This window comes from Vibrio sp. HI00D65 (genome assembly GCF_001635455.1).
In the GTDB taxonomy this organism is placed as follows: domain Bacteria; phylum Pseudomonadota; class Gammaproteobacteria; order Enterobacterales; family Vibrionaceae; genus Vibrio.
The window spans coordinates 98,594-124,830 of record NZ_LWEH01000001.1; the positions used below are offsets into that span (position 1 = coordinate 98,594).

General features: G+C 44.5%; 21 protein-coding genes. 13 read left to right on the top strand and 8 right to left on the bottom strand.

Annotation, left to right across the window (positions count from 1 at the left end; translation table 11 throughout):
* Window positions 1–69: 69 nt before the first annotated feature.
* The gene (locus tag A3712_RS00400) at window positions 70–2,148 is read right to left on the bottom strand and encodes a TonB-dependent receptor (protein WP_197465780.1); all 2,079 of its coding nucleotides are present in this window, start codon (window positions 2,146–2,148) and stop codon (window positions 70–72) included.
* A 448-nt stretch (window positions 2,149–2,596) separates the two neighbouring features.
* Here A3712_RS00400 and A3712_RS00405 point away from each other — a divergent pair, with 448 nt between their 5' ends.
* Window positions 2,597–3,337 (top strand): NUDIX hydrolase, encoded by a 741-nt coding sequence (locus A3712_RS00405; protein ID WP_063521792.1) that lies wholly within the window; start codon window positions 2,597–2,599, stop codon window positions 3,335–3,337.
* 118 nt (window positions 3,338–3,455) lie between these two features.
* Here the strand turns inward: A3712_RS00405 and rhtB are convergent, their stop codons facing one another.
* Window positions 3,456–4,079: a homoserine/homoserine lactone efflux protein gene (rhtB, locus tag A3712_RS00410; RefSeq protein WP_063521793.1), complete on the bottom strand. Its 624-nt coding sequence runs from the start codon at window positions 4,077–4,079 to the stop codon at window positions 3,456–3,458.
* 117 nt (window positions 4,080–4,196) lie between these two features.
* Between rhtB and A3712_RS00415 the strand changes: the two genes are divergently transcribed.
* Window positions 4,197–5,108, top strand: a complete 912-nt coding sequence (locus A3712_RS00415; protein WP_063521794.1) for a LysR family transcriptional regulator — start codon at window positions 4,197–4,199, stop codon at window positions 5,106–5,108.
* Between the two features lie 73 nt (window positions 5,109–5,181).
* Here A3712_RS00415 and exaC read toward each other — a convergent pair whose 3' ends face one another.
* The gene (gene exaC / locus A3712_RS00420; RefSeq protein WP_063521795.1) at window positions 5,182–6,702 is read right to left on the bottom strand and encodes an acetaldehyde dehydrogenase ExaC; all 1,521 of its coding nucleotides are present in this window, start codon (window positions 6,700–6,702) and stop codon (window positions 5,182–5,184) included.
* A gap of 324 nt (window positions 6,703–7,026) precedes the next feature.
* Here exaC and A3712_RS00425 point away from each other — a divergent pair, with 324 nt between their 5' ends.
* The 3 genes from A3712_RS00425 (at window position 7,027) to A3712_RS00435 (ending at window position 12,913) form a co-directional block, all read left to right on the top strand.
* Entirely contained in the window at window positions 7,027–8,817 is a 1,791-nt protein-coding gene (locus A3712_RS00425; protein WP_063521796.1) for a sigma-54-dependent Fis family transcriptional regulator, read from the top strand.
* 109 nt (window positions 8,818–8,926) lie between these two features.
* Complete coding sequence (locus A3712_RS00430; RefSeq protein WP_063521797.1) at window positions 8,927–10,420, top strand: cryptochrome/deoxyribodipyrimidine photo-lyase family protein; 1,494 nt, start codon at window positions 8,927–8,929, stop codon at window positions 10,418–10,420.
* 378 nt (window positions 10,421–10,798) lie between these two features.
* Window positions 10,799–12,913, top strand: coding sequence for a methyl-accepting chemotaxis protein (locus tag A3712_RS00435; protein WP_063521798.1), 2,115 nt, complete (start codon window positions 10,799–10,801; stop codon window positions 12,911–12,913).
* Window positions 12,914–13,012: 99 nt separating this feature from the next.
* Here A3712_RS00435 and A3712_RS00440 read toward each other — a convergent pair whose 3' ends face one another.
* Complete coding sequence (locus A3712_RS00440) at window positions 13,013–13,864, bottom strand: LysR family transcriptional regulator (protein WP_032554014.1); 852 nt, start codon at window positions 13,862–13,864, stop codon at window positions 13,013–13,015.
* A 98-nt stretch (window positions 13,865–13,962) separates the two neighbouring features.
* On the opposite strand from A3712_RS00440, the gene A3712_RS00445 reads away from it, so the two are divergent.
* Window positions 13,963–14,610 (top strand): glutathione S-transferase family protein, encoded by a 648-nt coding sequence (locus A3712_RS00445; protein ID WP_004737524.1) that lies wholly within the window; start codon window positions 13,963–13,965, stop codon window positions 14,608–14,610.
* 71 nt (window positions 14,611–14,681) lie between these two features.
* On the opposite strand, the gene A3712_RS00450 is transcribed toward A3712_RS00445, so the two are convergent.
* The 3 genes from A3712_RS00450 to A3712_RS00460 all read right to left on the bottom strand — a co-directional run bounded on the left by A3712_RS00450 (window position 14,682) and on the right by A3712_RS00460 (window position 16,285).
* Window positions 14,682–14,915 (bottom strand): helix-turn-helix domain-containing protein, encoded by a 234-nt coding sequence (locus A3712_RS00450; protein WP_004737523.1) that lies wholly within the window; start codon window positions 14,913–14,915, stop codon window positions 14,682–14,684.
* 10 nt (window positions 14,916–14,925) lie between these two features.
* Window positions 14,926–15,474: a DUF2975 domain-containing protein gene (locus A3712_RS00455; RefSeq protein WP_004737522.1), complete on the bottom strand. Its 549-nt coding sequence runs from the start codon at window positions 15,472–15,474 to the stop codon at window positions 14,926–14,928.
* 403 nt (window positions 15,475–15,877) lie between these two features.
* Entirely contained in the window at window positions 15,878–16,285 is a 408-nt protein-coding gene (locus A3712_RS00460; RefSeq protein WP_004737521.1) for a hypothetical protein, read from the bottom strand.
* Between the two features lie 385 nt (window positions 16,286–16,670).
* On the opposite strand from A3712_RS00460, the gene A3712_RS00465 reads away from it, so the two are divergent.
* The 6 genes from A3712_RS00465 to A3712_RS00490 all read left to right on the top strand — a co-directional run bounded on the left by A3712_RS00465 (window position 16,671) and on the right by A3712_RS00490 (window position 23,601).
* Window positions 16,671–18,512 (top strand): carotenoid oxygenase family protein, encoded by a 1,842-nt coding sequence (locus A3712_RS00465; RefSeq protein WP_063521799.1) that lies wholly within the window; start codon window positions 16,671–16,673, stop codon window positions 18,510–18,512.
* Window positions 18,513–18,574: 62 nt separating this feature from the next.
* On the top strand, window positions 18,575–20,188 hold the full coding sequence (locus A3712_RS00470) for an FAD-binding protein (protein WP_063521800.1): 1,614 nt from the start codon (window positions 18,575–18,577) through the stop codon (window positions 20,186–20,188).
* A gap of 80 nt (window positions 20,189–20,268) precedes the next feature.
* The gene (locus tag A3712_RS00475) at window positions 20,269–21,339 is read left to right on the top strand and encodes a hypothetical protein (protein WP_063521801.1); all 1,071 of its coding nucleotides are present in this window, start codon (window positions 20,269–20,271) and stop codon (window positions 21,337–21,339) included.
* Between the two features lie 242 nt (window positions 21,340–21,581).
* The gene (locus A3712_RS00480; RefSeq protein ID WP_063521802.1) at window positions 21,582–22,247 is read left to right on the top strand and encodes a flavin reductase family protein; all 666 of its coding nucleotides are present in this window, start codon (window positions 21,582–21,584) and stop codon (window positions 22,245–22,247) included.
* A 135-nt stretch (window positions 22,248–22,382) separates the two neighbouring features.
* Complete coding sequence (locus A3712_RS00485; protein WP_063521803.1) at window positions 22,383–23,174, top strand: CLCA_X family protein; 792 nt, start codon at window positions 22,383–22,385, stop codon at window positions 23,172–23,174.
* Between the two features lie 103 nt (window positions 23,175–23,277).
* Window positions 23,278–23,601, top strand: a complete 324-nt coding sequence (locus A3712_RS00490) for a DUF4144 domain-containing protein (protein WP_063521804.1) — start codon at window positions 23,278–23,280, stop codon at window positions 23,599–23,601.
* A gap of 106 nt (window positions 23,602–23,707) precedes the next feature.
* Here A3712_RS00490 and A3712_RS00495 read toward each other — a convergent pair whose 3' ends face one another.
* The gene (locus A3712_RS00495; RefSeq protein WP_063521805.1) at window positions 23,708–25,036 is read right to left on the bottom strand and encodes an anaerobic C4-dicarboxylate transporter; all 1,329 of its coding nucleotides are present in this window, start codon (window positions 25,034–25,036) and stop codon (window positions 23,708–23,710) included.
* A gap of 422 nt (window positions 25,037–25,458) precedes the next feature.
* Between A3712_RS00495 and A3712_RS00500 the strand changes: the two genes are divergently transcribed.
* Entirely contained in the window at window positions 25,459–26,118 is a 660-nt protein-coding gene (locus A3712_RS00500; RefSeq protein WP_063521806.1) for an HAD family hydrolase, read from the top strand.
* The last annotated feature ends 119 nt before the right edge of the window (window positions 26,119–26,237 follow it).

Genomic DNA, 26,237 nt, shown 5'->3' on the forward strand with positions numbered 1-26,237 from the left:
TATTTTTTTCCTACACGAATAATTTGTAGTTATCCCCCTCAAACAGAGGGGGAGTATATTATTGGAGAACTACCATTTTAGATTGACAGTGGCACCAATTGTCGCTGGGTCACCAGAGCGGCCGTACCATTTTTCATTTGGTCCATCCCCCATAGGGAAGGCACGTGTCAGGTATTCTTTATCTAATACATTTTTCGCCCAAAGAATCAGGTCAATATTATCACTTGTGTAACCACCCCTTAAGTTCAGAACGCCATAAGCATCTTGTTTAGTCGTGTTAGCACTATCGAAATAAAAATCACCCGTTACGTTATAATCAGTGTAAATAAAGTAGTTTTCTAAGAAGTTATAATCCACACCTAGGCTATAAGTATATTTAGGGGAGTTGGCTGGGCGATTACCGCTATAATCATGTTGACCGGCGAAGCCACCATTCATGTCGTAATCCTTGCTAACAAAATCATCAAAGCTTGCATCATTAAATCCACCGTTAACCCAAGTCGTTAAACCAGGCTGAATTAACCATGACAACTCAAATTCAGCGCCCTTACTAACGGTGCCCCCTGCATTTTGGGTAAAGGACTTAGGGTAAGCCTGCTGTTCAACTTGTTGATCTTTCCAATCGATCAAGAATACTGACGAATTAAAGCGAATACGATTATCTAACCATTCACTCTTCATTCCTAATTCATAGTTTATTGTGTATTCAGGATCATACTTTGGTGAAATAGTTGGCGGGGTTAGCATATTAAACCCACCACTTTTATAACCGCGCGCGATGCTCGCAAACATCATAATGTCGGGGGTGGCGTAGTAATTTAGACCAGCTTTAGGCAACCACTCATTAAAACTAGCCTCATCTGAACCATTTGAACTTGGGGCATACATATTCCAAAGGTCAAGATAATCAAACTGAACTTTCTGATAGTCATAACGTAAACCAGCAATCGCTTCCCATTTTTCAGAGAATCGATAATTAACATTGCCAAATACAGCATAATTTCCTACTTTTGACTTTGTTTTAGTTTTATTAAACATACCGGCATTTTTCATACGCATATCAATGTCATTTTTGGCAGTTTCATCAAAGAAGTACAGACCACTCACCCAACGAACGGCATCATTTTGATCAGAACTCAATCGGAACTCTTGTGTCATGCGAGAGAAGTCTGAATCAATAAACAGTTCTTGGTTATCAACTTGAGTAAAGTCTAAATCTTGATTATCAACTTTATCCTCTTTGGTATAAGCCGTAATAGACGTAAAATCGAAATTATCTGCAGCATAATTTGCACGAATTGAACCAGTCAAGATATCAGCTTTCGCTTGCCCCTCTAAGTTGGAGTAGACTTTATGGCTATCTTGATTAATCTGGTCTAGTGTAGCGAATGACATATTGCCATTTTTACGATTTTGGGCATCGACAGTTGCAATTACATCCCATGACTGATCAACGGGTACCCAACGAACTTTTAATCGACCATTAAAGTCTTTTACGTTATTAACGTCGTCTTTACCGTCATAGTCCCTTGTAAAATAGCCGTCATCCTTCGAATATTGAATCGCAGCACGGTATGCCCACTCATCGCTATCCGCAATAGCACCGCCCGAAATAAGAGTGCTCTTCTTTTGGTTATAACTTCCGTAGGTTAACCCGGCGCTACCTTCAGTGAAAAAGTCAGGATCCTTTGTATGGATGCTAATAACACCTGATGAGGCATTCCGTCCATATAGGGTACCTTGTGGCCCACGCAATACTTCAATACGTTCAACATCGAGTAATTCTGTGTCAAACGTTTGATACATGACACCATCAATTAAAAACAGTACAGATTGTGAGCCTTCCATGGTGGGGGTAATTCCTCTCATAGAAAGAAAACTCGCATCGGAAGGGTTACCTGCTTTAATCATGGAGACATTTGGGGTTCTTTTTACAATATCAAACGTGTTTTCGATACCCGCTCTTTCAACATCGTAATCCGATAACACTGAAATGCTGATCGGGGACTTTTGTGATTCTTCGGCTACCTTTCCAGCCGTCACCACCATTACTTCTAATTTATCAGGGTCAATAGCTTCCCCTAATACAGTAAAGGAACTTAATGATAAACACACACTAAATGCTAGCTTAGATACTTTTAACGTCATAGGTCCAACCTTTATCCATAAATAAGTAATATCTAATAAAAAACAAATGAATATAGTAATAATAATGTAAACGATTCTCATTTGAGTTGCGTATATTTCCTTGTATTGCAAATAAATGCAAATAACTATCATTTATAAAGAGAGGCTTACTTATTATATTTACATAAAACTCATTTAAATAAGGGGGAAATGCCATTGGCAGGCACAGTTTTTTAGTAGAAAAGGGATTTAAGGTTATTGATTGACTTCCTAAGCGATCGCTAAAATAAAGAGTAAGGACACTTAATTTACTATTTTAACAATAACACTCAACTTATGATTGTATTTACTAAGGCGTGGGGTTACCTCGTACATATCCTTTAATGATTAGAGTGTTATCGACACCTAAGATGATATAAGCTGACCAAATTCTCGACATTTAATAAATCAAAACCATAAAGGATCATCTGTGGAATTTACGCTCGATAAATTTAACGGCATCATCATCAATCCAGCAACAGTCACATATGATGTTGACTCATTCCATGCTGAGCTCAACAAGATCACCGAATTTTCAAAGCAAAACAACAAAGGCATCATTTGGATCAGCTTACCAATTGCATTATCACACCTTATCCCTGTAGCGACTGAACTTGGTTTTGTGTTCCACAACTGCCTAGAGGACGAAATTACGCTGATTCACAAATCCGAGATTGTTGAATTTGTGCCTTTTATTCCCACTCACACCTTGGGTGCTGGCGCATTGATCACCAATGAACACAACCAAGTACTGATTATCAAAGAACATGGTATGACGGGCTATAAATTACCTGGCGGCCACATTGAACTAGGCGAAAGTATTGAAGAGTCTGTGGTTAGAGAGACCATTGAAGAGACTGGCATCAAAGCAGAGTTTGTATCGGTAGTTGGCATGGCAACGCGCCACCCATATCAGTTTGGCAAATCGAACCTCTACTTTGTTTGCCACCTTATCGCTCAAACTCAAGAGATTGCGATTCAAGACACGGATGAAATAGCGGAAGCCAAATGGGTAGATGTAGAAGAGTTCATCAACAACGCTGAGAACTACCCGTTCAACCGTCAGATGGTCGCTTCTTTGGTCGGCAAACAAGGTTTGGAACTGACTCAACTCGAAGGCAATTCAGGGCCTACTCATAAGCCAGAAGTCTTCTTTTCCAAAAGCGAATAATAAAAAGTTTGTTCGAGAAGTTTACACCATGAAAAAAGCGCCATTAATAGGCGCTTTCAAAGAGGCAATATCTGAGTTAAGTAAATCAATAAACTCATCATATCCTTTGAAGCCCATATTAGCTTCGCCCAGCCAACGCTAATAAACTGCCTGTCCCAATAAATACACTGCCGAAAATACGGTTTTGCACAATCATATGACGGCGATTCTTAACCAATCCGGTCAAACGACTGGCTAATAGTGCATAACCAAACATCACAAGCATATCGACGGTAAGTAAAGTACTACCTAGCACTAGTATCTGCTCTACATGGGGACTGCTTGACACAATAAACTGGGGCAAAAGAGCAACAAGAAAAACAATACTTTTAGGATTGGTAACGTTGACAATCACTGACTGACAAAACATTTTCAAGCCACTTACTTTCTGCTGGTGTTCTTTGTAATCTGTATTATCCACCGTCTCGGTAAACTTCTTGATACCTAAATAAATTAAGTAGAGTGCCCCGACCCACTTTATAGCGTTAAACGCAACCTCTGACTGGGCAAGAACAGCACCAAGCCCAACACCAACTATCGCAATATTGAACATATTCCCAACTTGTAACCCAAGGTTTGAAATCACGCTTCGGCGAAAGCCGTATTTCATTGTTATTGACATCATATTCACGGCCCCTGCACCAGGAGAAACAGCTAAAACAATGCACGCCATCAAAAACGCAAACCACAAATCAAAATTCATTTAAGCTTCCTTTTAAAGTGACATCGACTCTAGACTTAAGCCGCAGTTGTAGTTAGTTTACTCACCACATAAAAGTAGAAAAACTAATTTTTCATATATTCATTCGTAAGGAAACCTATGGACAGTCGATTTCTTGAAAGCCTTGTCGCAGTCGTAGAGGAAGGGTCAATAGCCGCTGCAGCTCGTGCCCAAGGCATAACACCAGCAGCTATCAGTCAAAGGATTCAAACGTTAGAAAGCGAGTTTAACTGTAAGCTGTTTAGACGAGCAGGAAGTACTGTTCAGGCCACGTATGCCTGTTTGGCGGTTGTCCCCAAAGCAAAATCGATTATCAGGGAGACTCGTGATCTTATCGAAGTTGCGCAAGGGTCGGGATTAGATGGCACGTTAAGAGTGGGAGCTAACTCAACGTCATTAACCGCGTTTATCCCATCGACTCTCAAGTCCATTCGCGAAGTTGCACCGCAGGCTAAGTTTCATATCATTCCTGGGAATTCTATCGACTTAAATCGGAGCCTTATCAATGGCGACCTTGATGCCGCGATTATCGTTGCACCTCCCTCAGCTATCCCAAAAACATTACGATGTAGAGAACTGAGAAATGAGCCTCTTGCATTAATTCATAGCAAAACGATTCAAGGGTCTATTGCAAGTATACTGAAAAACAACGCTTATATTAGATATGACCCTACCTGTTGGGGCGGGCAGATGTCGGAACGATTCATGAACGACACGGGGATGACTAAGAATACCATTTTTGACCTGGATTCCCTTGAGGCGATTGCTCAACTGGTGGTGGAAGAGGTTGGAGTATCAATTGTTCCAGTTTGGCCTGGTTTGGAACTCTTTGATGAACACATCACCATCACACCAATAACCAACAAGAAATACAACCGGAAGATGGTACTACTGAGTGCATACCACCCTAGACAGCCCAAACTTCTCGAATTGTTTGTAAAACATTTAGGTGAACTCGACTCGATTACACTGCAAAAAAGTGAGTCAGAGCATTCAAGATCGGGGCAATAAAATGGGAATAAGCGCCGTTGATACGGCGCTTTGTACTGAGTCCAAATAGTCCCCTGAATCCATTTTAGTGTAATCAGAAAAAGCCTAGCGGATTCGTATCGTAGCTGATCAGTAGGTTTTTGGTGTTTTGGTAATGATCGAGCATCATCTTATGTGTCTCACGACCAATGCCCGATTTCTTGTAACCACCAAACGCTGCATGTGCTGGGTAAGCATGGTAACAGTTAACCCAGATACGGCCCGCTTCGATATTACGACCCATGCGGTAAGCAAGGTTGGCATCACGCGTCCATACACCTGCACCCAAACCATATTCGGTATCGTTGGCAATCTCTAACGCTTCCGCTTCATCTTTAAAGGTAGTCACCGCGATAACTGGGCCAAAGATCTCTTCTTGGAAGACACGCATCTTATTATTGCCTTCGAGCATGGTTGGTTGAATGTAGTAACCATTACCGAGATCGTCTGGCTGCTGCGCAATCTCACCACCAGTCAGGACTTTCGCCCCCTCTTGACGGCCAATCTCTAAATAGCTAAGAATCTTATCAAACTGCTCTTGAGAGGCTTGTGCGCCAACCTGGGTATCGGTATCTAGTGGGTTACCTTGTTTGATGGTTTGAGCACGCTCGACCACTTTCGCAACGAACTGGTCGTATACCGATTCATGAATCAGCACACGCGAAGGACAAGTACACACTTCACCTTGGTTAAAGAACGCCAGAAGCATACCTTCAACACACTTATCTAGGTATTCGTCTTCATGATCAAAGATATCCGGGAAGTAGATGTTTGGAGACTTACCGCCCAGTTCTACCGTTGAAGGAATCAAGCTTTCAGCCGCACATTTTAGAATATGATGACCAACCTCAGTTGAACCAGTAAATGCTAACTTAGCAATACGATCACTAGTCGCTAGGGCTTGCCCCGCTTCACTACCGAAACCATTAACGATGTTGACTACGCCAGCAGGCAGAAGGTCGGCGATCTTCTCCATCATAACCAAAATAGACGTTGGTGTTTGCTCGGCAGGCTTCATCACTACACAACAACCTGCCGCCAATGCTGGTGCTAGTTTCCAAGCTGCCATTAGAATCGGGAAGTTCCAAGGAATGATCTGACCGACTACGCCAATTGGCTCTGGGAAATGGTAGCTTGCCGTGTTTGAATCGAGCTCGGCTGCACTGCCTTCTTGCGCTCGAATACAACCCGCAAAGTAACGGAAGTGATCGACAACTAACGGGATATCTGCTGCCAGAGTTTCACGAACTGGTTTGCCATTTTCCCATGTCTCAGCAACCGCGATCTCTTCTAGATTCGCTTCGATACGGTCAGCAATTTTAAGTAGGATGTTAGAACGCTCTGTCACATTAGTGGCTGCCCAAGTTGCACGAGCTGCATGTGCTGCATCGAGTGCTAAGCTAATATCGGCCTCAGTTGAGCGCGCCACTTGGCAATACACCTGACCATTCACTGGTGAAGTATTATCAAAATACTCGCCGCTGACAGGCTTCACCCACTCGCCACCGATAAAGTTATCGTATTGAGCTTTAAAGTTCACCACTGCATTGTCACTACCCGGCTGTGCGTAAATCATAGTTAGATCCTTCTTAGATTTGTTGTTCGTTATTGAGCGAGAGCTGTCTTTTTTTGGCGACTTCTCCTGCGAAGAGAACTCATAATAAGACGCCCATGTTTATGCTTTCTGTTTAAAACACTAATAATTCTTACTTTCTTCACAACAAGAACAACGCAAATCACACGCCATAACCTCAAAGCTTGTTGTTAATGAGTTGTAAAACTATGATTACCAAACATTTACAAACCAAAGTGAGTTGGCATTGAACGGCCGTATAGAAACCAATCCAATGTTCAACTGTTCCAATTTGGTACACCTTCACTGTTACAACATGGAACAGTCATGCACCTTCAACAAGCAAACACCTCAGATTGGCTTTCATCTTCTTGGCACCGCAGCACAGAAGCGGGACTAAAACAGAGACGACTTCCCGAAGATATTCGCCTACCACAGTCGATTCTTAAGCAGCGACGTCATCAGTCATCGAACTTGATTCAAATCATCGAGCGCAATGCACTGCCTCTGTTCAACCAGATGTTTGCACGTACCGACAGTCGTTTGATCTTGACCGACATTGAAGGGGTGATTCTGGCTAGTTGGGGACAAGAGCGGTTTAGGGAAAAACTGACTTCGATTGCACTCAGCTCTGGTGCGTGTTGGCAGGAACAACTCAAAGGCACCAACGCCATCGGCACGGCGATTGTAGAAGCTAAACCCGTGACTATCATTGGTGAACAGCACTTCATCCACCAGCATAGGTTTATCAGCTGTTCAGCGAGCCCTGTATTTGATCACCAAGGGCACATGGTTGGCATACTGGACATTACCAGTGAGCAGCAACAACACGACAGTTCGGTACAGCTGCTCGTTCAAAACATGGTTCAGCTTATTGAGAATCAGTTGTTAAGCAATATCCCACAAGGCACGACTCGTATTGATCTCGCGTGTGAGAAATCGCTACTTCACAGTGGTTGGCAAGGGATTGTAATAGCCAATGAAGCTGGAGAGGTGGTCGCGCACAATCAGGTCGCCTCTCAACTATTGGATCAAACCTCGATCGTCGGTGAAAGTATCGATACCCTCTTCAACCGAACTTCAATAGATGCCTCCTTTGTGTTTGAAAAACAGCATCTAAAGCGCCCAACAGCCAAGCACACACGCTCTCTTTCCACATCGTGTGATTTACACCATGGTGAACAACAGATAGAACACGCTTGGCAGCAGGCCAATAAGGTTATCGACAAAGGCATCAGCCTATTAATCCTTGGTGAAACAGGCGTCGGCAAGGGCGAGTTTGTTAAGGCGTTACACAAGCAAAGCCAGCGTAAATCATCGCCCCTAGTAGCGGTAAATTGTGGTGCGCTGCCTAAAGATCTTATCGAATCTGAACTGTTTGGTTACGCACCGGGGGCTTTTACTGGCGCAAACAAACAAGGTTTTCAAGGGAAGATCCGTCAAGCAGACAAAGGGATCTTATTCTTGGATGAAATAGCTGATATGCCGTTAGAGGCTCAGTGCCGACTACTGCATGTTCTGCAAGACAAATCCGTGGTGCCAGTTGGTTCCAATCAAAGCTACCAAGTCGATTGCCAGATCATCGCCGCGACTCACAAAAACCTCGAGCAGTTAGTCGCAACCGGTGAATTTAGGCAAGACCTGTATTACAGACTCAATGGCTTAGCCTTTACCTTGCCAAGCTTGCAACAGCGACAAGATAAGCATGCCTTAATCGAACACATTCATCGTAAATACGCCGAGGCTGAGCAGTCAATTTGCCCGCACCTGATGAGTTTATTGTGCGCCTATTCTTGGCCGGGCAATATCCGCGAGTTAGATAACTTACTAAAAGTCGCCACTTTACTGGCAAGTGACGAACCACAACTCACTCTTGAGCATTTGCCTAACCATCTTACTCAACACCTCACCTGTTTAGCTCAAGATAGCCATCATCAGGTTACTGCTTCTCGTATCATCGAAGGTAAGCCAAATGCTGATTTAAGAAGCACCGTTGAAGAAGCCTTGTTGCAAACCTATCTAGCCAACCAAGGCAATATCAGCAAAACTTCACGCATACTTGGCATCAGCCGTAATACGATTTATCGAAAACTAAAAAGCTTAGGCATTCTCTTATAATGAACACAGGTGCTCATAGCCAGCCCTTTCATTATCGAAAATAAAATTCAATTCCAGTGAGACATTTTGCCCTCTGACTCGTAATGCTCCAAAACGAAAGAGGGCTCAGATGCAAACAATTAACGTAGTGTGGCTAAAGCGCGATTTAAGGCTCACCGACCACGCACCTTTACAACACGCTTTATCAGCTCGATACCCAACGATTTTGCTCTACATTTTCGAACCCATGCTGCTAAACAATGACCACTATTCTGAGCGACATTGGCGGTTTGTTTGGCAGTCGCTGCAATGCATGAACCAGTCGCTGAAAGAGTATGGACATCAGGTCTCAATACTTCATGGCAGTGCGGTGGACTGCTTCAAAGCAATCCAATCTCGTTACCACATAAAAAAACTCTTCTCTCATCAAGAGATAGGGTTAAATTGCACTTTTGAGCGCGACATGCAACTTTCTGCTTGGCTTAAAGAGCACAACATCCCATGGCAAGAGTTCGCACAGGGCGCTGTCGTGAGAGGGTCGAAAGATAGAGTCGGTTGGGACAAACATTGGAACAGTGTGATGCGTGCTCCCATCGAAGAAAGTGAATTAACTGCAGAATCACTACATACCCTTGATGCTGAAGAGCTTGAACTCGCTATGGAACCTCTAGAAGCATGGTTAACCAAAGTTAACGGTATACAAACGGGCGGAAGTGCACTGGCATGGGAAACGTTACACGACTTCTTTGAGCGCCGTGGTCGAGATTACTACCGCAGCATCTCAAGTCCTGAAGCCTCGCGACATGCCTGTACACGTCTATCTCCATATTTGGCTTGGGGTAACATATCGCTGCGTGAGGTTTATCAACACCTATTGGGGCACTGGCAGGTCGCGGGATTTCGTCGCAGCTTGATTGCGCTCTCCTCAAGGCTCCACTGGCACTGTCATTTCATGCAGAAATTTGAATCGGAATGCGCGATGGAATATCGCTGTATCAATCACGCCTATGAAGCGCTCTTACAAAAAGAAACGGTAAAAGATTCTACACTTCTTCAAGCATGGAAGATGGGGGTTACAGGGGTGCCATTGGTCGATGCCTGTATGCGCTGCCTGCATCATACGGGGTACATTAATTTCCGCATGCGCTCAATGCTGGTGAGCTTTCTCACTCACCATATGAACATGGACTGGCGTGATGGTGTCACTCATTTAGCCCGGCTGTTCCTCGATTTTGAACCCGGCATTCATTATCCACAGTTTCAAATGCAAGCTGGGGTAACGGGCATCAACACCATCCGTATTTACAACCCAACAAAGCAAGCCCAAGAACACGATTCTGATGGGGACTTCATCCGAAAATGGGTACCAGAACTCTCAGACATACCCACTCCACTTCTGTTTGAGCCTTGGAAGATGACGCCAATGGAAGTCATGATGCATGAGCTTGAACCAGATTCCCCTTACCTTAATCCAGTCATCGATCTCGAAGCTAGCGCTAAAGAGGCACGAGTGCGTTTATGGTCATGGAGAAAGCTTACGGAAGTGAAACAAGAACGAAGTCGTATTTTGTCGCGCCACGTTAGGCCACCGAAGAAACAAAGCAAAACAACACGGGCAAGCTAAGACAACGCATTCCCTCTTCAAATTACTTATAAAAAGAGTGGTCATCCACTAGGGTAGATAAAATTAATTGTGACCCTCGTCATATAATGAGTAATAGACTCGCGGTCACAAACTCGAAAAGAAGAATCGCTGCCTTACTAAAATATTGAACTCACTTAGGTATCATTAAAACTAATAAATACAGAAAGTTAGCAATTGCTAAATGATGATTTTGATCGTTCTCTAAGCGTTGCGACCAAGGCCAAAACTGCACATTATGCAATCTTGTTTATATTTTTGATCTCCCTATTCTTTTTGTGTTCATTTTTTTGCATTTTCCGTTCACTTATCTTGTTTAAAATCTCTGCAAAACTAACACTATTTAGCTAGAGAGATCATATGTTTAACAGTATACGAACGCGAATTGCGGTGAGTGCAGGCGGAGCGATGGCTTTCACCCTGTTGATCGCAATGGGCATGACCACTAGCGCTTTTACTGATGTGAACAAACAAGTCACAGAGAAAGTAAAACTCCAGTTAACCGACGCTACGACAACCGATTTACAGAATACGGCACTTCAGCAAGGGTTGAACATTTCCAACCAACTTAACCCGGTACTCGCCAACTTAACACAAGCACGTTCAATCATAGAGTTAAGTTCAGAAACTGACGCTAGCGCAGACCTCATCGTTAAACAGTTCACTGCCGCACTAGAAGCACAAAACAAAGCCGTATTTGCCGGCTACATGGTGTGGGAAAACAAAACTTGGCCACGACAAACCGATCTCAATGGCGAGATCAGCTTGGACAGTGAATTAGGCTTTAATAGTCAGGGCTATCTTGCCCCTTTCTTCTCTCCCAATGACCAAAACAGCTTTGATGCGGTCGCAATGGAGAGCTTCAGCAATACCGAGTTAAACAGTAATGGCGAACGCAAAGACGACTGGCACTTAATGCCTTATCAAACCGGTAAAACATTCGTAATGGAACCGTACTTCTATCCGGTTCGTGGTAAGCAAGAACTTATTACTACTATCAGCCAGCCAATCAAACAGAACGGTAAGATCATCGGCTCACTTGGCTTCGATTTGTCACTTCATGAACTGCAAAGCCAGAGTGAAGGTCTTGCTCGTCAGCTATTCGACGGACAAGGTAGAATCCTCATCACTTCATGGAAAGGCATTACCCTAGCCAACAGCAGTGCTGGAAATATGGTGGGTAAGAAAGTCTCACCAGCGCTAGAAAAAGAGTGGTCGCGTGTTCAGTCTATCGCGAAACAGTCTGGGGCTGGGCTGGTGACGTTTGGTGGTGAAGAGTACGCCATAACGGCTATCGAGACCAGCGACGCACCGTGGGTAGTCATGGTGTCGGTTCCCAGTAGTCACCTTGCAAAAAGTGTCGACGAGTACACCCAGTGGAGTGATGAACAGAATTCGAAAGCGCTTGAAAAAGGTGTGTGGGCGGGGATCGTCGCCGTTCTTCTAGGCATCATATCGATGGCATTGATCGCCAACTCTCTGGGCAAAGTTCTCAATAACTTGGTCGAGCGATTCAAAGATGCCGCACAAGGCGAAGGCGATTTAACCTACCGCATCGAAGTAAAAGGGAAAGATGAGACCGCACAACTGGCTCACTGGTTTAATACCTTCCTATCTCGTATACAAGAGATGCTACTTACTGTAATGGCGACAGCAGACCAAGTCGATAAAAACGCGACTGAAGGCCAAGCGCGTGCAGAGGTATCTCGTGACCAGTTGAACGCCCAAGTAAACGAAGTGAATTCACTCGCCACTGCAATCAATGAAATGAGTGCAACTGCGCAAGAGGTGGCAAACTCAGCCGTGCAAGCCGCTGCCGCTGCTAGCCAAGTACAAAGTAATAGCCTTAACGGCATGACACGCATGGACAATGCTGCAAGCGCGGTGGATAGCTTAGCGGTTCAGGTGAATGATGCGCAGCAACAAACGCAAAACTTGGTCGATTCGAGCACTGCGATTCAAGGCATTTTGAGCGAGATTGGTGGTATTGCAGAACAAACTAACTTGCTTGCTCTGAATGCTGCCATTGAAGCTGCCCGCGCAGGCGAAGCAGGACGAGGCTTTGCCGTGGTGGCCGATGAAGTACGTAACCTAGCAAACCGTACTCAAGGTTCGACCGAAGAGATCCGTTCGATGCTAGCTCGCCTAGAGCAAGAGACCCAATCTATCGTGGTCTTGATGGAGCAAAGTCAAAAGCAAGCGAATGATACCAAAGGCGAAACTCAAGCCGCTCATTTGGCGCTGTCTGAGATTAACCAAGCCATTGAAGTCATCAACGACATGAACAATCAAATCGCTTCTGCAGCTGAAGAGCAAAGTTCAGTATCTGAAGAGATTAACCGTAATGTCGTCATCATTAACGACACCGCCGTGGAAGTGATGGACACCATGACATCCTCGGTAGAAATCAGTAATGAGCTGACAGTAAAAGCCGGAGATTTACACGGAGAACTGAGTAAATTTAAGCTCTCATAATTCGCTCTCTTCCATAAAAACAAGGCCGAGAAACGCAATGTTCTCGGCCTTTCTATTTATTGTTCGCTCTCGAACTCAATGCATCTCACCGAGCAAGAGCTAATTAGAATCCAATTCAACCAGCTGATTGAGTACCTCTTTGTCCAATACTGGATGATGCTTACTCGCGAGCAACAGTACGATGTCTACCGCAGGTAACGGTGGCATATCGTCGAGAATCTTCAAATCAGGCGTGACACTGAGCTTGCCCATCGCACCAATTGCTAACCCCGCTTTGACGATTGCACGCTGCGCTGAAGCCGTATTACTACAAGCCAAAAGCTGATATCGCGTGTCTTGTTTAGTTAAACCATTCACCGCCGCAGCATGATATTTACAATCCGTCTGGAACAGAGCAAGTGGGACAGGTTTAGAATCATCAAACACAAAATCAGGACTGCTTATCCAAACGCCCACATCATTGGTTAGCCAATATCCCTCTTCACTACCGGGAGCGCGGGTCACAATCGCAGCATCAAGCCGACCATCATCAAGCCACTCTCTAAGCGTAATGCTCGGCAAGCTAAATATCTGAATGGAGCACGTGGGTTCCGCGTTCTGCAACAGCTTAATCACGTTCGGCAAGATGCTGTCGTTATAGTCTTCAGGGCAACCTAATCGTAGAGGCTGTTTGTCTTCATAACGCTTCACTTGTTTCAATGCCGTATTGTGGAGTGCGACGAGCTGCTCAGCATGGGCACGCAATGCCAAGCCCGCTTCAGTCAAAACCAGGTTGCGCCCTTCCTTTTGAAACAGGGTGACGTTCAGTTCTTCCTCTAACTTGCGCATCTGAGCACTAAAGGCCGATTGGGTGCGATTAATCTGCTTTGCAGCACGTGTAAAACTGCTGGTCTCCACAAACGCGAGAAAGCCTCGCAACGCATCAATATCCATACTGTAATCACTACCCATCGTTTTTATTAATGTATTGCATCAAAATTATCCGTTAGTGCGCCGTAATACAATCCCTTAAGCTCAAATGCACATACACCAGACGCAAGGAAGCATTTATGCAGCTTTATATCGCTAATCAGAACTACTCCACTTGGTCACTGCGCGCATGGCTAATATTCGAACACTGCAACCTCAACGCAGACGTCATCAAACTTAAGCTATCCACCCCAGATTTTTATGACACGCTGGCTTCAGTTACACCCACCGCAAAAGTGCCGACTCTAGTTGATGGTGACGTTGCAGTGTGGGATTCACTCGCAATTCTCGAATACGTTAATGATGCCTATTTGGACAGTGCTGCATGGCCAACTTCCGTTGCTGAACGCGCCTTAGCCCGAGCTATCTCGGCAGAAATGCATTCTGGTTTTTTCAACATCAGAAATGAATTACCAATGAACTGCCGAGCCAAAAGAAAACTGGTTTTGAGTGAGGGTGCCCAGAAAGATATCGCCCGCATCGATGCGATTTGGTCAGAGCAAATGGAGCAATACCCAGAGGGCTGGCTATTTGGTGAATGGTCGATTGCTGATGCGATGTTTGCACCTGTAGCACTGCGAGTTGAAACCTACGGCATTCAACTTTCGGATAGAGCCCAACAGTATCAACAACGAGTGTTGAATAGTCCGTCGATAAAAAAATGGTTGGCAGAGGCGAGTTTAGAAAAAGATATCGTTGAAAAAGACGAGGCAGGAGAGCCTGTTTAATTTGGAGTGAATGAGTCTCGAATAACTTCGAGACTCATTGTTTTCATGAGAGAACACGATTTACTGACTCGCTATTCAGCAGCTACGCTCTCTTGATGAACGTTCGCTTCAAATTCCAATATGTCACCCGGTTGGCACTCTAACACTTCACACAACTTGTCTAGTGTCGATAACCTTACCGCTTTGGCCTTGCCATTCTTTAACACCGACAAGTTGGCTTCAGTAATACCTACCTCTTTTGCCAATGTCTTTAATCGCATTTTTCGCTTGGCCATCATAATGTCTAAATTAATGCGGATAGTCATGACAAGTCCTTTAAATCGTTTGGCTGTGCTCATCAGCCAGAATATAACCTTCTTTCATCACCCATGAGATGATTAAAATGATTATACCTACTATCAGGGTCAAAAAATCCATTCCCTCAAAACTAATCGCAAAGATACGCTCTCCGGGTGGATTATTGAACGACAAAATCACTGACATCAATGAACCATAGACAACGGAGCCGAATACCCAATAGAACAAGCTATACCCGAGCTTCTGGTAAGACATTGCATTTTCTAGTGAAAAAATTTCGCCTCGTTCATAGTTACGGAATAAACGTATCAGAACCATTAGGGCATATATCAAGATGCTAGACATCGCTAAGCTTGTGAACGCAGCCACCATTCTTGTTGTCATAGTAAGCGGCAACATCGTGTAACTCCCGATGTCATAAGTGAGATAAAAAATACCTGTCGAACTTATAAAGTCATAGGGGGTTTCAACGGTCAACCAAAAGTAGCACACCATGATAGGAGTAAGTACAAGAAAGGACTGCAATAGCATGCGGACACGTCGGCTTTGTTTTTGGATGTTAGGCATAGTTAATGTTCCTGTTAAGTTGACAGGTTAAATACTAAAAGCAAATCAAACTCAGAGCAAGAAGGTATTATTGTTTTACGATAATTTATTATCAAATAACAAAGTGTATAATTGGTATTCTTAAACTTGCCTTGGAAGCCGAGGGCCCTAAAGCAAACAAACATAAATCCAATAGTTCACCAAAAACACGATTTAGAGCACAACCAAAAAATAATAGGTGACTTATCTGATTAGCTAGCACTTTAATCACTTAAAATGGAAGTTGTATGTTGTGAAGCAAGATAAATTTAAAGGTAAACGTAGTCGGTCAGCTCGATAATATTCATCCTTGACAGGTTTTCTCAAGCGCACAACGAAAATGAGCCCGTTTAAAAGGCTCATTTAAGTATCTCTTGTTGTTTTATTATCTTCTTTTATTCTGCTCTACCAGCTTCTCATTCCATGCTGTATTGCCATCACGCTTAGAGACTTCATACTCCGCACAGAACTGGGATATGGTCATGTTGTTGTCGCCAGTGGCAAGCTTGAGAGCCAACTGAACTTGTTGCAGCTTGCTTTGCAGTCGCAAGATTTGACCAGCATTTGGGCTTTTCTCTTTGGCGTATTTTAAAGCCGCATGCTTACGTTCCGCCGCGCCAGCCCTACGATCCGCTTCTGATAACAGATACTTTAGCTGCGCAACACTCTTGCCCTTCTTAAAAGCAGGATCAAGCAGCTCAACGCACTCATCAAACGATGGATTAATAACGTATGGGTCTACTTTGTGTGCCTGTTGGCGCATCCACTCTAGTGCGAGTTTTTCATCTGACATAATCACATCTTTTCCAAAGAAATAGCCCTATATGGTATCGCTCAATAGCGAATGGCTGCAATAGCAAATTAACTGAACTCAAGCCTTTAAATACACCGCTAAAGAAAGTATTGGTGCCACGCATAAAGAAGCACCCTCTCTTCAAATATTGGCGTTAGAAACTAAATAAGGGCTAATCACACCGTTAAAAATCGCCAAACCAAACGCAAGAAAAATGAAATTAAAAACATTTAAATCAATAGCTTATTGATATTAATCCTTGTAATTCACATGTCAAATTACACGACTTCTTTGCACTCTTTCATAGTTTTGTGCATTACTCATTCTAGCCAATAAAACTCACCTACTTTTTTTATATGCATAGATGAATATATAAATCAGAGCAATGAAAAGACGTACATTTTTGAAAAGCGTAGCCGGGGCTGCATTTGTGCCAAGCCAACTTTTGGCTTCCCAAGACAACACCCCTTCCTCATTTCCGGTCTCAATTATGCAGGCTGGACGCAGCGTAACCTCAGGAGATTTGCACCTTATTGGTGGAGAGTTGCCAGCTGACATCCATGGCCATGTGTTTTTTTCTGAAGGAATACCATTGGAGCCAGACCACCTGAGTCCGAACGGCCGCGGCGCTTTAACCCGTCTCGACTTTTCGCCAAGCAAAGTTTCTTTCTTACGTAAGATGATTGATACCCCGTCAGCCATCATGCAACAGCATATCTCCTATGGCTATGACAGCTTTAAACTACTTGGTGGTATGGCTTATTACAGCCCGACGATGGGATTCGTCAACTATTGTAATACCGCGCCCAACTACCTGGGTGACAACCGATTCGCGCTCAGCTACGAAGGTGGGGTTCCCTACGAATTTGATGCGCTCAGCTTAGACCTGATCACGCCGATTGGTCACTATGATGAGTGGCAGAGCAGTCTTCCACCTTGGATGAGCCCTTTTATTCCTGACAAATGGCTGTTTCCACAAGTACGTACCACAGGCCATCCATATTTTGATCTCGAGTCGGATGAATGTTTCACCATTAACTACGGTGGAAACATTTCCAACACGGGTACTAAAAATGGATTTATTCGGATTCTTAAATGGGATAAGCAAAGCCCTTTACAAGGCTGGAACATTATTGGTCGCAACGGTAAGCCCGCCTTTATCGCCGCAACCGCTCACTCGCTGGGTGTAACGCGCCACCACATCCTCGTATTTGAAACTGCAGCGCAAGTCGAGCCATTACGTATGCTTGGTATATCGTCGGTTTATGCTCAGCAACACAGCACTCCAACTTGGATAATTCGCAAGAAAGATCTCAATCCCGAGCGCGATTATGTGGTTGCCGACTACCTAGAACTGGATTTCGATACCTCAGACATCATGTCTAATTACGATGACCATGAAAACGAAATCACTCTATATGGCCAATACTTAGGAGCGATGGACAAATCGGAGCCCCAATATACACGCGATAAGCGATTATTTGGTGGAAGAACTCCGAGTCAATTGGCAGGTTACCCGGCAGCACCCATTGATGTCGGCGGCTTAGTACGCGCAAGGATCCAAGTTCAGTCACAATCCGTTCGACAAATACATGAAGACTTCAGGCTGATACGAGACGATCAACTTTTTTGGGATATGAATGATCCCGCGTACCGTGGACACTTCCAGTTCCCAGAGCAATTTGAACATATTTATTGGGCTGCCGTTGGCTATCGCAAAGACCATGTCATTAAGCGCGTCGCAGACGCGTATGAGCACTACCCCAATAGAAGGTTCACCAACGATTCATTACCTCAAACCGACCAACCCTCGGCTTTAGTGCACATGGACTGCCTTTCGATGAATCTCGCCGATGCGTATCAATTTCCCTCAGATTGTGTGATGCGAACGCCTCAGTTTATGGCTCGCCCTAACAGCACCTCTCAAGACGACGGCTACATATTCACAGCCGTGGTTCGCAGTCACCCTACTAACGGCATTGGAAATGGGAAAGAGGTCTGGATCTTTAATGCGCAAAACTTAGCACAAGGCCCATTAGCTATCTTAGGACATCCACAGCTCAACTTTGCGACTACAAATCATGCGCTCTGGGTGGCAGAGATAGGCCCGAGACCCGGCGATGCCTATAAAGCTGACGTTGGAGACTTCTTCAGTTCACGTTTATCAAGTCATCGCAGCGCTATTCAAGATGTCATTCAACAACACATTCTGCCTAGATTTGGCTAATCCATTCGATGAAGAAAAACACCTTTAAAAATTAACGTCGACTAAACCACAAGGAAGTCTTAATGAAAATAAAAACCATGGTACTTGGTAACGCTTTACTTGCTGCCGTAATGGCGACAGCTTTCTCTCTTCATTCCAATGAACCAGAAAGAGAGATTTCGAACTATCAAGGAACATACACTTGCCACCCTGAAGCAGTCTACGACCCACGATCTATTGATGAAGTACAAAACATCGTCCAAGACGCTCTGATACGCGGTAAAAAAGTAATGACGGGAAATCGCAAGTTCGCCAGCCAAATCGATGCAGCTTGTGCTGGGGACGACCAAGTTCAAATCACTCTGAAAAATATGAATAAGATCGTTCACTTCGATGCAACAAATAAAACCGTCACCGTTGAAGCTGGTATGCGGTTCAACGACCTCAATGACTTCTTACGCGGGCAAGGTTACGCGATCAACATGGTGACTGAGTTAGCTATCTTTACCGTTGGTGGCATGCTAGGCAGTGGCACACACGGCTCTACATTAGATAGACCAAGCAACATGCTCGCTGACTACGTTACCCAGCTTAAAATTGTTGATGGGCAAGGCGAAGTCAGAGTACTTGAGGGCGAGTTACTGGACGCTGCAAGAGTCAACCTCGGTGTGCTTGGCGTAGTGGTTGAAGCGACATTAAAGCTTGAAGATGCCTTTAAAGTGAAAGCAGAAGTCACCGGTTATCGAGATGATTCCGACCTTGAAGACGTAGTGCTGGATATTGCACACAACAACTACTCAGCGAACATTGCATGGTTCCCCGGCTTAGGGCGTTACACCACAACGCTTTACAACCCCGTTCCAATCGAGACAGAGGGCCAAGCCTACAATGCACAAGCCGATGTCACAGATGCGGAAGAGTTTTTCTTCGGGCTACTATTTAATGCTGCACACGAATTCCCTGGCACTGGTTTGCAGTGTCTTGCTGCCATCGCTCGTTACAATGGCCGAGCAAAATCCTACTTCAGAGACAGCATCACCGGCAAGAGAGTTGATAAGCCTATCGGCTATTCAGACCAAATGCAGTACTTCGAGTGCAAAGACCCGAGCAAATGTATTTGGGATCGCCTGCCTATCGCGCTTCAAGAAGTCGCTATCGATATTGAGCGTCTGCCAAACTGGATCAATGATGTCCGCCAGATCGTCGACGCACACCCGCGAACTTGCTTCCCACTCAATGGTATTTACTTCCGATTTGGTAAAGCTTCCGACAGTTATTTAGGAATGAGCGCTGGACGAGATACCGCTTTCGTCGGCATTGAATACACACTGCGAAAAGAGGGGAAGAAAGAGCCTAAAAACTACTTCGTGAACCTAGAAATCGAGCAAATGTCACTACGAAAATATGATGCGCGACCACACTGGGGGAAAAACTCAGTCGCTATTTTTGAGGACATGCCCTCTCGCTTCCTGATGTGGCCTGAGTTCTTGCAAGCCAAAGCGGAGCTGGACCCTTTCGATACCTTCACCAACCCATTTTGGGAGCGTGTAAGTGGTGAAAGACCATTAGAAGATTATCTAAAACCAGGGTGTAACGTGCGCGGCGAATGTTACTGTAAAGAAGATGCCCACTGCCAATCAGGAACGACTTGTCAGTCAGGGCTCTACTTCACTGACGCTCGCATCTGCCGAAAATAATTGGCTCGTCAGGCATATAGCACTGTGCTCTATGCCTGATACTCGCTTTTCCAAGAGATCCAAAAAAGGACATCACTCCAATGAACCTCTGCCAACTACTGCGTTTAGGGCTAGCATGTTGCTGCCTGTTTGCAACACAAGGGTTTACTACCACACTCGAGGATATACGCCCTCATGCTCCATCATCTCAACAAACTTGGGCTGAACAATGGTTTTACAATATCGCCGTCCCAGAGGTCGGCTACTTTAAAGTCAGCCTGCAAACCTACATCGCACCTGACTTTGCTGACCCAACACCTAAGGCATACGTGCATCTCGCGTTTACACCGGTAAACGGCAAGACAGTAAAATACGACATCTTTCGTGATGAGTTAATCCTCCGTGGTTTTGACGACTCGGAAGAGTTCCATTACGAAATACCGGGGATTATCGTCGCCAATAAAGACACGCTGAATGTAACTTTCGAAGACTTTCAATTCTCGATGCGTTGGGATGGCGAACATGCTCATTATTGGCGTGGCAGAAATCCGGGACAAACGCCTTTCGGTATTATTCCTGAATTGCCGGGAGTCGGGGGTAAATGGTTTCTTTACACCGTCGGTACACCGATTCAGTACAGTTTCTACGATGGTGAGCAGTCTCTATTTGGAAGCGGATACGCTCAACTTGATAAAGGATGGTACGACAAAGAGTCTAGCGCAGGAATGATCTACACCATGGGACTTTCTGATGAACTCTATTACATGTTTACAGGCGCAAAAGTTGGGAATTCTAATATTGAACTGTGGGCTGGCCGCTATATCTCTCCTAATTATGACCTGATCTTCTACCCGGCGATTGGCAATATTTCACTGAAAAGAGAGGTAGACTCCTGCGCAGGATACTTAAAATTCGAGATGAACAAAATTAAGTACAAGATGGTCATGGAAGTAAAATCAGAACTGGAAAGCTTTTATCCGTTAGCCTTCCCTTCCGTAATTATCTTTGGCGGAGAGCAGAAGTACATGAAATCGATGAAGGCTGCGGTCAATGTCTCTTTATATGAGCACAACGTTTTGGCCGAAACCGTAGCAATGCCGCAAGCCCTATTAGAATTCAGTGGACCTTTCTATTGCGATGCTTTAGATGATATTCAAAATGCAGCACTTTAGATCGGTTTAAAGACACAATAGATGCGTCTAACAAAACAACAACGGAGTAGTACTTTCATGCTGCTACTCCACAACTTAACGCCTTCCAATCAGTTAACAATAAGCCCAAAAGACTCGCCTTTCATGCAGACGTAATGGTAGCTCACGAAACGGATAATTTTCCTGATCGATAAGAAGCCCCTATCCGTACATATAGGTTCATAAAAACGCAGGTTCATTTAATCAAGTAGGAAGAGAAAGGTATGAAGGACATCACCCTGTCAAAGAACGAGCTTCAAGCCATGGAGCAACGAGAACGCACTCGTCTAGTCAACTCATTGTCAGGATTCAAAAGTGCAAATTTGATTGGTAGCTGTGACAGCCAAGGAGCTGCAAATTTGGCCGTGATAAGCTCGGTGGTACATTTAGGCTCGCACCCTCCGTTATTCGGGTTTATTGTTCGCCCGTGTAAAAGACGCCGCCACACCTTGGACAACATCCTCGAAACCAAACACTTCACGATCAACAGCATTGGCGCTGACTTTTTCAAGAAGGCTCACCAAACCTCTGCACGATATCCTAAAGAAGTATCTGAGTTCGAGTCGGTCGGCCTGACACCTTATTATGACGATGACTTCTCAGCGCCGTATGTATTAGAAAGTGCTTTGAAAATTGGGTTGGAGTTGAAAGAACATATACAGATAGCGAGCAATCACACCCAAATGTTGATTGGCGAAGTCGTCACGCTTCACGCCCCAAAAAATGCCTTTATGCCCGATGGATACTTGGATTTGGAGGCTTTAGACACAGTCACGATATCAGGGCTAGACAGCTATCACGTGACACAAAGGCTACGCCGTCTAAGCTACGCCAAGCCCGATGAACCATTATTTCCGCTCACACGCGAAGGCGATCCCACCTCATGGTAGGTCCTTCAACCTAGCTCACAATCATTTTATTCAGAAATTGACTACGAAAAGTGGTAACTTCCTCGGCTTAGGTTTGTAAGGCTCTAAGCCGTTCCCAATAGCATTTACGTTATACACTCATTTCTGAGGACTCCTTTGAAGTTAACCCACTTTAAATACAAAACCCGCAAAGGCCCAGAATACCGACACGGCGATCAGGTGTCTTTCATGGACATTAAACAGACCTTCGGTATAGGCAGCATCCGTGTGGGCGCTTGGGTAACCAAAGAGGAGAAGGACTTAGCTGCGAACTTGATATTCGATTCATTAGCAGACCTAGCTTATATCTTGGCTCTGCCACCTGAAGCGATAGGCCTTCGTGGCACACTTGGGCTGGCATTTGGCAGTGGCGGCAGAAAAGGCGTGCAAGCACACTATGCACCCAACCAACGTGAATTAGCACTCGCGAAAAACGCAGGTGCCGGTGCGCTTGCTCACGAGTTTTGGCATGCATTTGACCACTACATCGCTGAAAAGGCGTTCGAGATTGGCGATACCTCAGGGCCTCGCAAACACATCTTGTTTGCCAGCGATTGTTGGCTACGCGATAGAAAGGTACGACCTCATCCATTAAACGAGAGTCTGATGTCGCTGTTCGACGCCACGCTACTCAGCGAAAATCACTTGGATAAACACGATTACGTTGCACGAAGTGTCATAGCCGACAAAGCGACGTCTGCTCGTTACTTCTCATTACCAACAGAGATGATGGCGCGTGCTTTTGAGTCCGCCATTGAATCCTGCTCAGATATCGAAAACTCGTACCTAGTCGATGGCACAACAAAGCCTGATATGTTCCCTCTCTATCCAGACCTCATGCACAGAAAGGAAATCTACAACGCGATACAAGGCTATTTTGCACCCCTAGGCCGCTCTTTGAGCAAGTAGCTCTTTGAGTAAGTAACGTTTGAACAGCTAGATCAATAGATGATCCAATCTTCAAAACTGTTTATAGTCGATACACTTCAACATATATGATTCAGAGGCTGTAATGATCCGTTGGCCATCTTTAGTCAAACTCGACGGCGATGATGAACTGATTTACGTCGCATCCGAGAGTGACTTTCAGGCAGAATGCTCAGACATGATCTTGGGCGAAGATGACTACCTTATTGATTCTGAAGGTAAAAGCTATTCACTTAAATCCAGCCTAAATGAACTATCTCTCACCAAACGACCTGAGCAATATTCGGTTGAAAACGTGACTAAACTGATTCGCAATCATGAATTCCAAAAAGCCGAAGTGTGCCTAATGAAAATTCATTTCCCAACTATTGAAGACGCGATTGAGTCGCTCGCTTTTGAAGCCCGTTGATATCGACTCAGAAAGTCAGTACTTCAAATATCCAAAGCAAAAACAGCGCCAATTCAGGCGCTGTTTTTCTTTGTCGTCTTGGCTATTTCAAAAAGAGCTAAATACATTAGGCTATAAAAATCTTTGCTAGTGCGTAGCCTAAACAACATGCGCCTACGACACCGATCAAACCCACCGACATGAATGAGTGGTTGAAGTACCACTTGCCAATCTTGGTAGTACCAGAGACATCGAAGTTCACTGTTGCGATATCTGATGGGTAGTTCGGAATGAAGAAATAACCGTAAACCGCTGGCATCAAGCCGATTAGCAAGGCAGGGTCTAAGCCTAACCCAAGGCCAACAGGCAACATCATACGTGCTGTTGCAGCTTGTGAGTTCACCACAACCGATACGATGAATAGCGCTAGTGCGAACGTCCAAGGGTAGTTAGTTACCATTTCCACGATGCCAGATTTGAACTGAGGCATTGCATATTGGAAATAGGTATCTGACATCCAAGCGATACCGAATATAGCAATGGCCGCCACCATACCCGACTTAAATACCACACCATTTGGCACGTCACGTGGGTCAGTTTTGGTTGCCAATAAAATGATACCGCCGAAGCAGAGCATCATCATTTGGATGATGACCGACATCTTGATTGGCTTGTCGCCGTCCACAATGGTTCTGATTTCCGGCACCATCGCCACAATAACGATCACGATAATAGAAAGTAAGAAAATTAACACCGCATTACGAGATGAAGCAGGTAGCACTTCATCTAATGATGTTGATGTGGTGCTCTCAATGCGCTTTTTCCACTCAGGATCTTTCAAACGCTCTTGGTACTCAGGATCGTCATTCAGTTCTTTTCCGCGCTTTAGGCTGTACAGAGAAAGTAGAAAAGTACCGAATAGCGTTGCAGGTACCGTCACCAATAGAATAGAAAGCAAAGTGATAGAGTGTTGAACATCCGACAACTGAGCTAAGTAATAAACGACGGCTGCAGAGATTGGCGATGCTGTAATAGCTAGTTGAGATGCAACAGAAGCTGCTGCCATCGGGCGCTCAGGACGAATCCCATTCTTCAATGCCACATCACCAATGATAGGCATGATTGAATAAACCGCGTGGCCAGTACCCAACAGGAACGTCATCGAATAGGTAACGAATGGAGCTATCATGGTGACGCGTTTTGGGTTCTTTCTCAGTACCCTTTCCGCGACTTGTAACATGTACTTCAGGCCACCAGCCGCTTCGAGGATCGACGCACAAGTCACGACCGCCAGAATAATCAGCATTACAGTGACCGGTGGCGACGTTGGTGGCATCTTGAAAATAAAGACCTCAATCACCAAACCAATGCCCGAAACACCCCCTAAACNAATACCGCCATAACGAGAACCGGTATAGAGGACAATAAGCAAAAATAGAAACTCAAAATACAACATAATCAACCCTACTAAAAATGTGGACTAGGGTTATTTTGTCTTTATGCTCAATGCGTTACTTATTAGTAGATCACACAATCATTGAGCGTTTTAATGGATTGTTTTTTATAAGATTATGGTCACGATAACAGACCAATAAGTATCAAGAATGTAATTTTTCATTCGAGCACAGCCGCCAGATTGTTATGCATTCTGATGTTCATTGTTTCTGTTAGAACATCAAAATCTATAAAATTATCCCATAAGATCTTTCGGCTATTAAAACAACATGATGCATATCACCTTCATCGCATAAAAACCAAGTGCCGTGTACTGCCTACAATAAACCTTCTCGTTTTTTCACAAAGCTTTGACTCGCCTATAATTAGTGGCTATGTCAAAATACTTGCCCTCTCGACCACAACACATAAAGAACCACGGATATGAAATTCCAAGCAGCTATTTTTGATATGGATGGCCTACTCCTTGATACTGAACGCCTGTGTATGCAGATTTTTGAAGAAGCATGTCACGCGCAGGGTGTCCCATTTTTAAAGGACGTTTACTTAAGCATCATCGGCTGTAACGCAAAAACTATCGAACAGATCTTTAAAAATGGTTATGGCGAAGATCTTGATTATCCGGCTCTAAATAATGAATGGCGCACTCGCTATAGCGCGATTGTTAAGAACCAAGCGATTCCGGTTAAAGATGGCGTGATTGAGCTGCTTGAATGGCTAAAGTCGAATGACATTCCAATCGCGGTGGCAACCTCAACTCAACTAGATATCGCAAAGAAGAAGCTTAAGTTAGCAGGCCTAGATTCTTACTTCACTTCACTAAGCACAGGCTGCGAAGTCACTAATGGTAAGCCTCATCCAGAGATCTACTTGCTGGCCGCTGAGCGCTTGGGCGCTGCACCTGAAACTTGTCTTGCTTTTGAAGATTCAAACAACGGTATTCGAGCATCGATGGCTGCCAACATGATCAGCTTCCAAATCCCTGATTTAGTCGAACCATGCGAGGAAGTAAAAGCGCTTGGGCACACCATTAGCCCTTCTCTACATCATGTATTGGCACAGCTTCAACAAGCTGCAGTTTAAGCTCTCACTGCCGTTGATAATGCTTTTATCAACGTAGACAAGTCTCTATCAAGCCGAGTCACAGAGTCGGTTTTTTGTTGGTATAGTTTTTATAAAAGATAAAAACTCGCGCTTGAAAC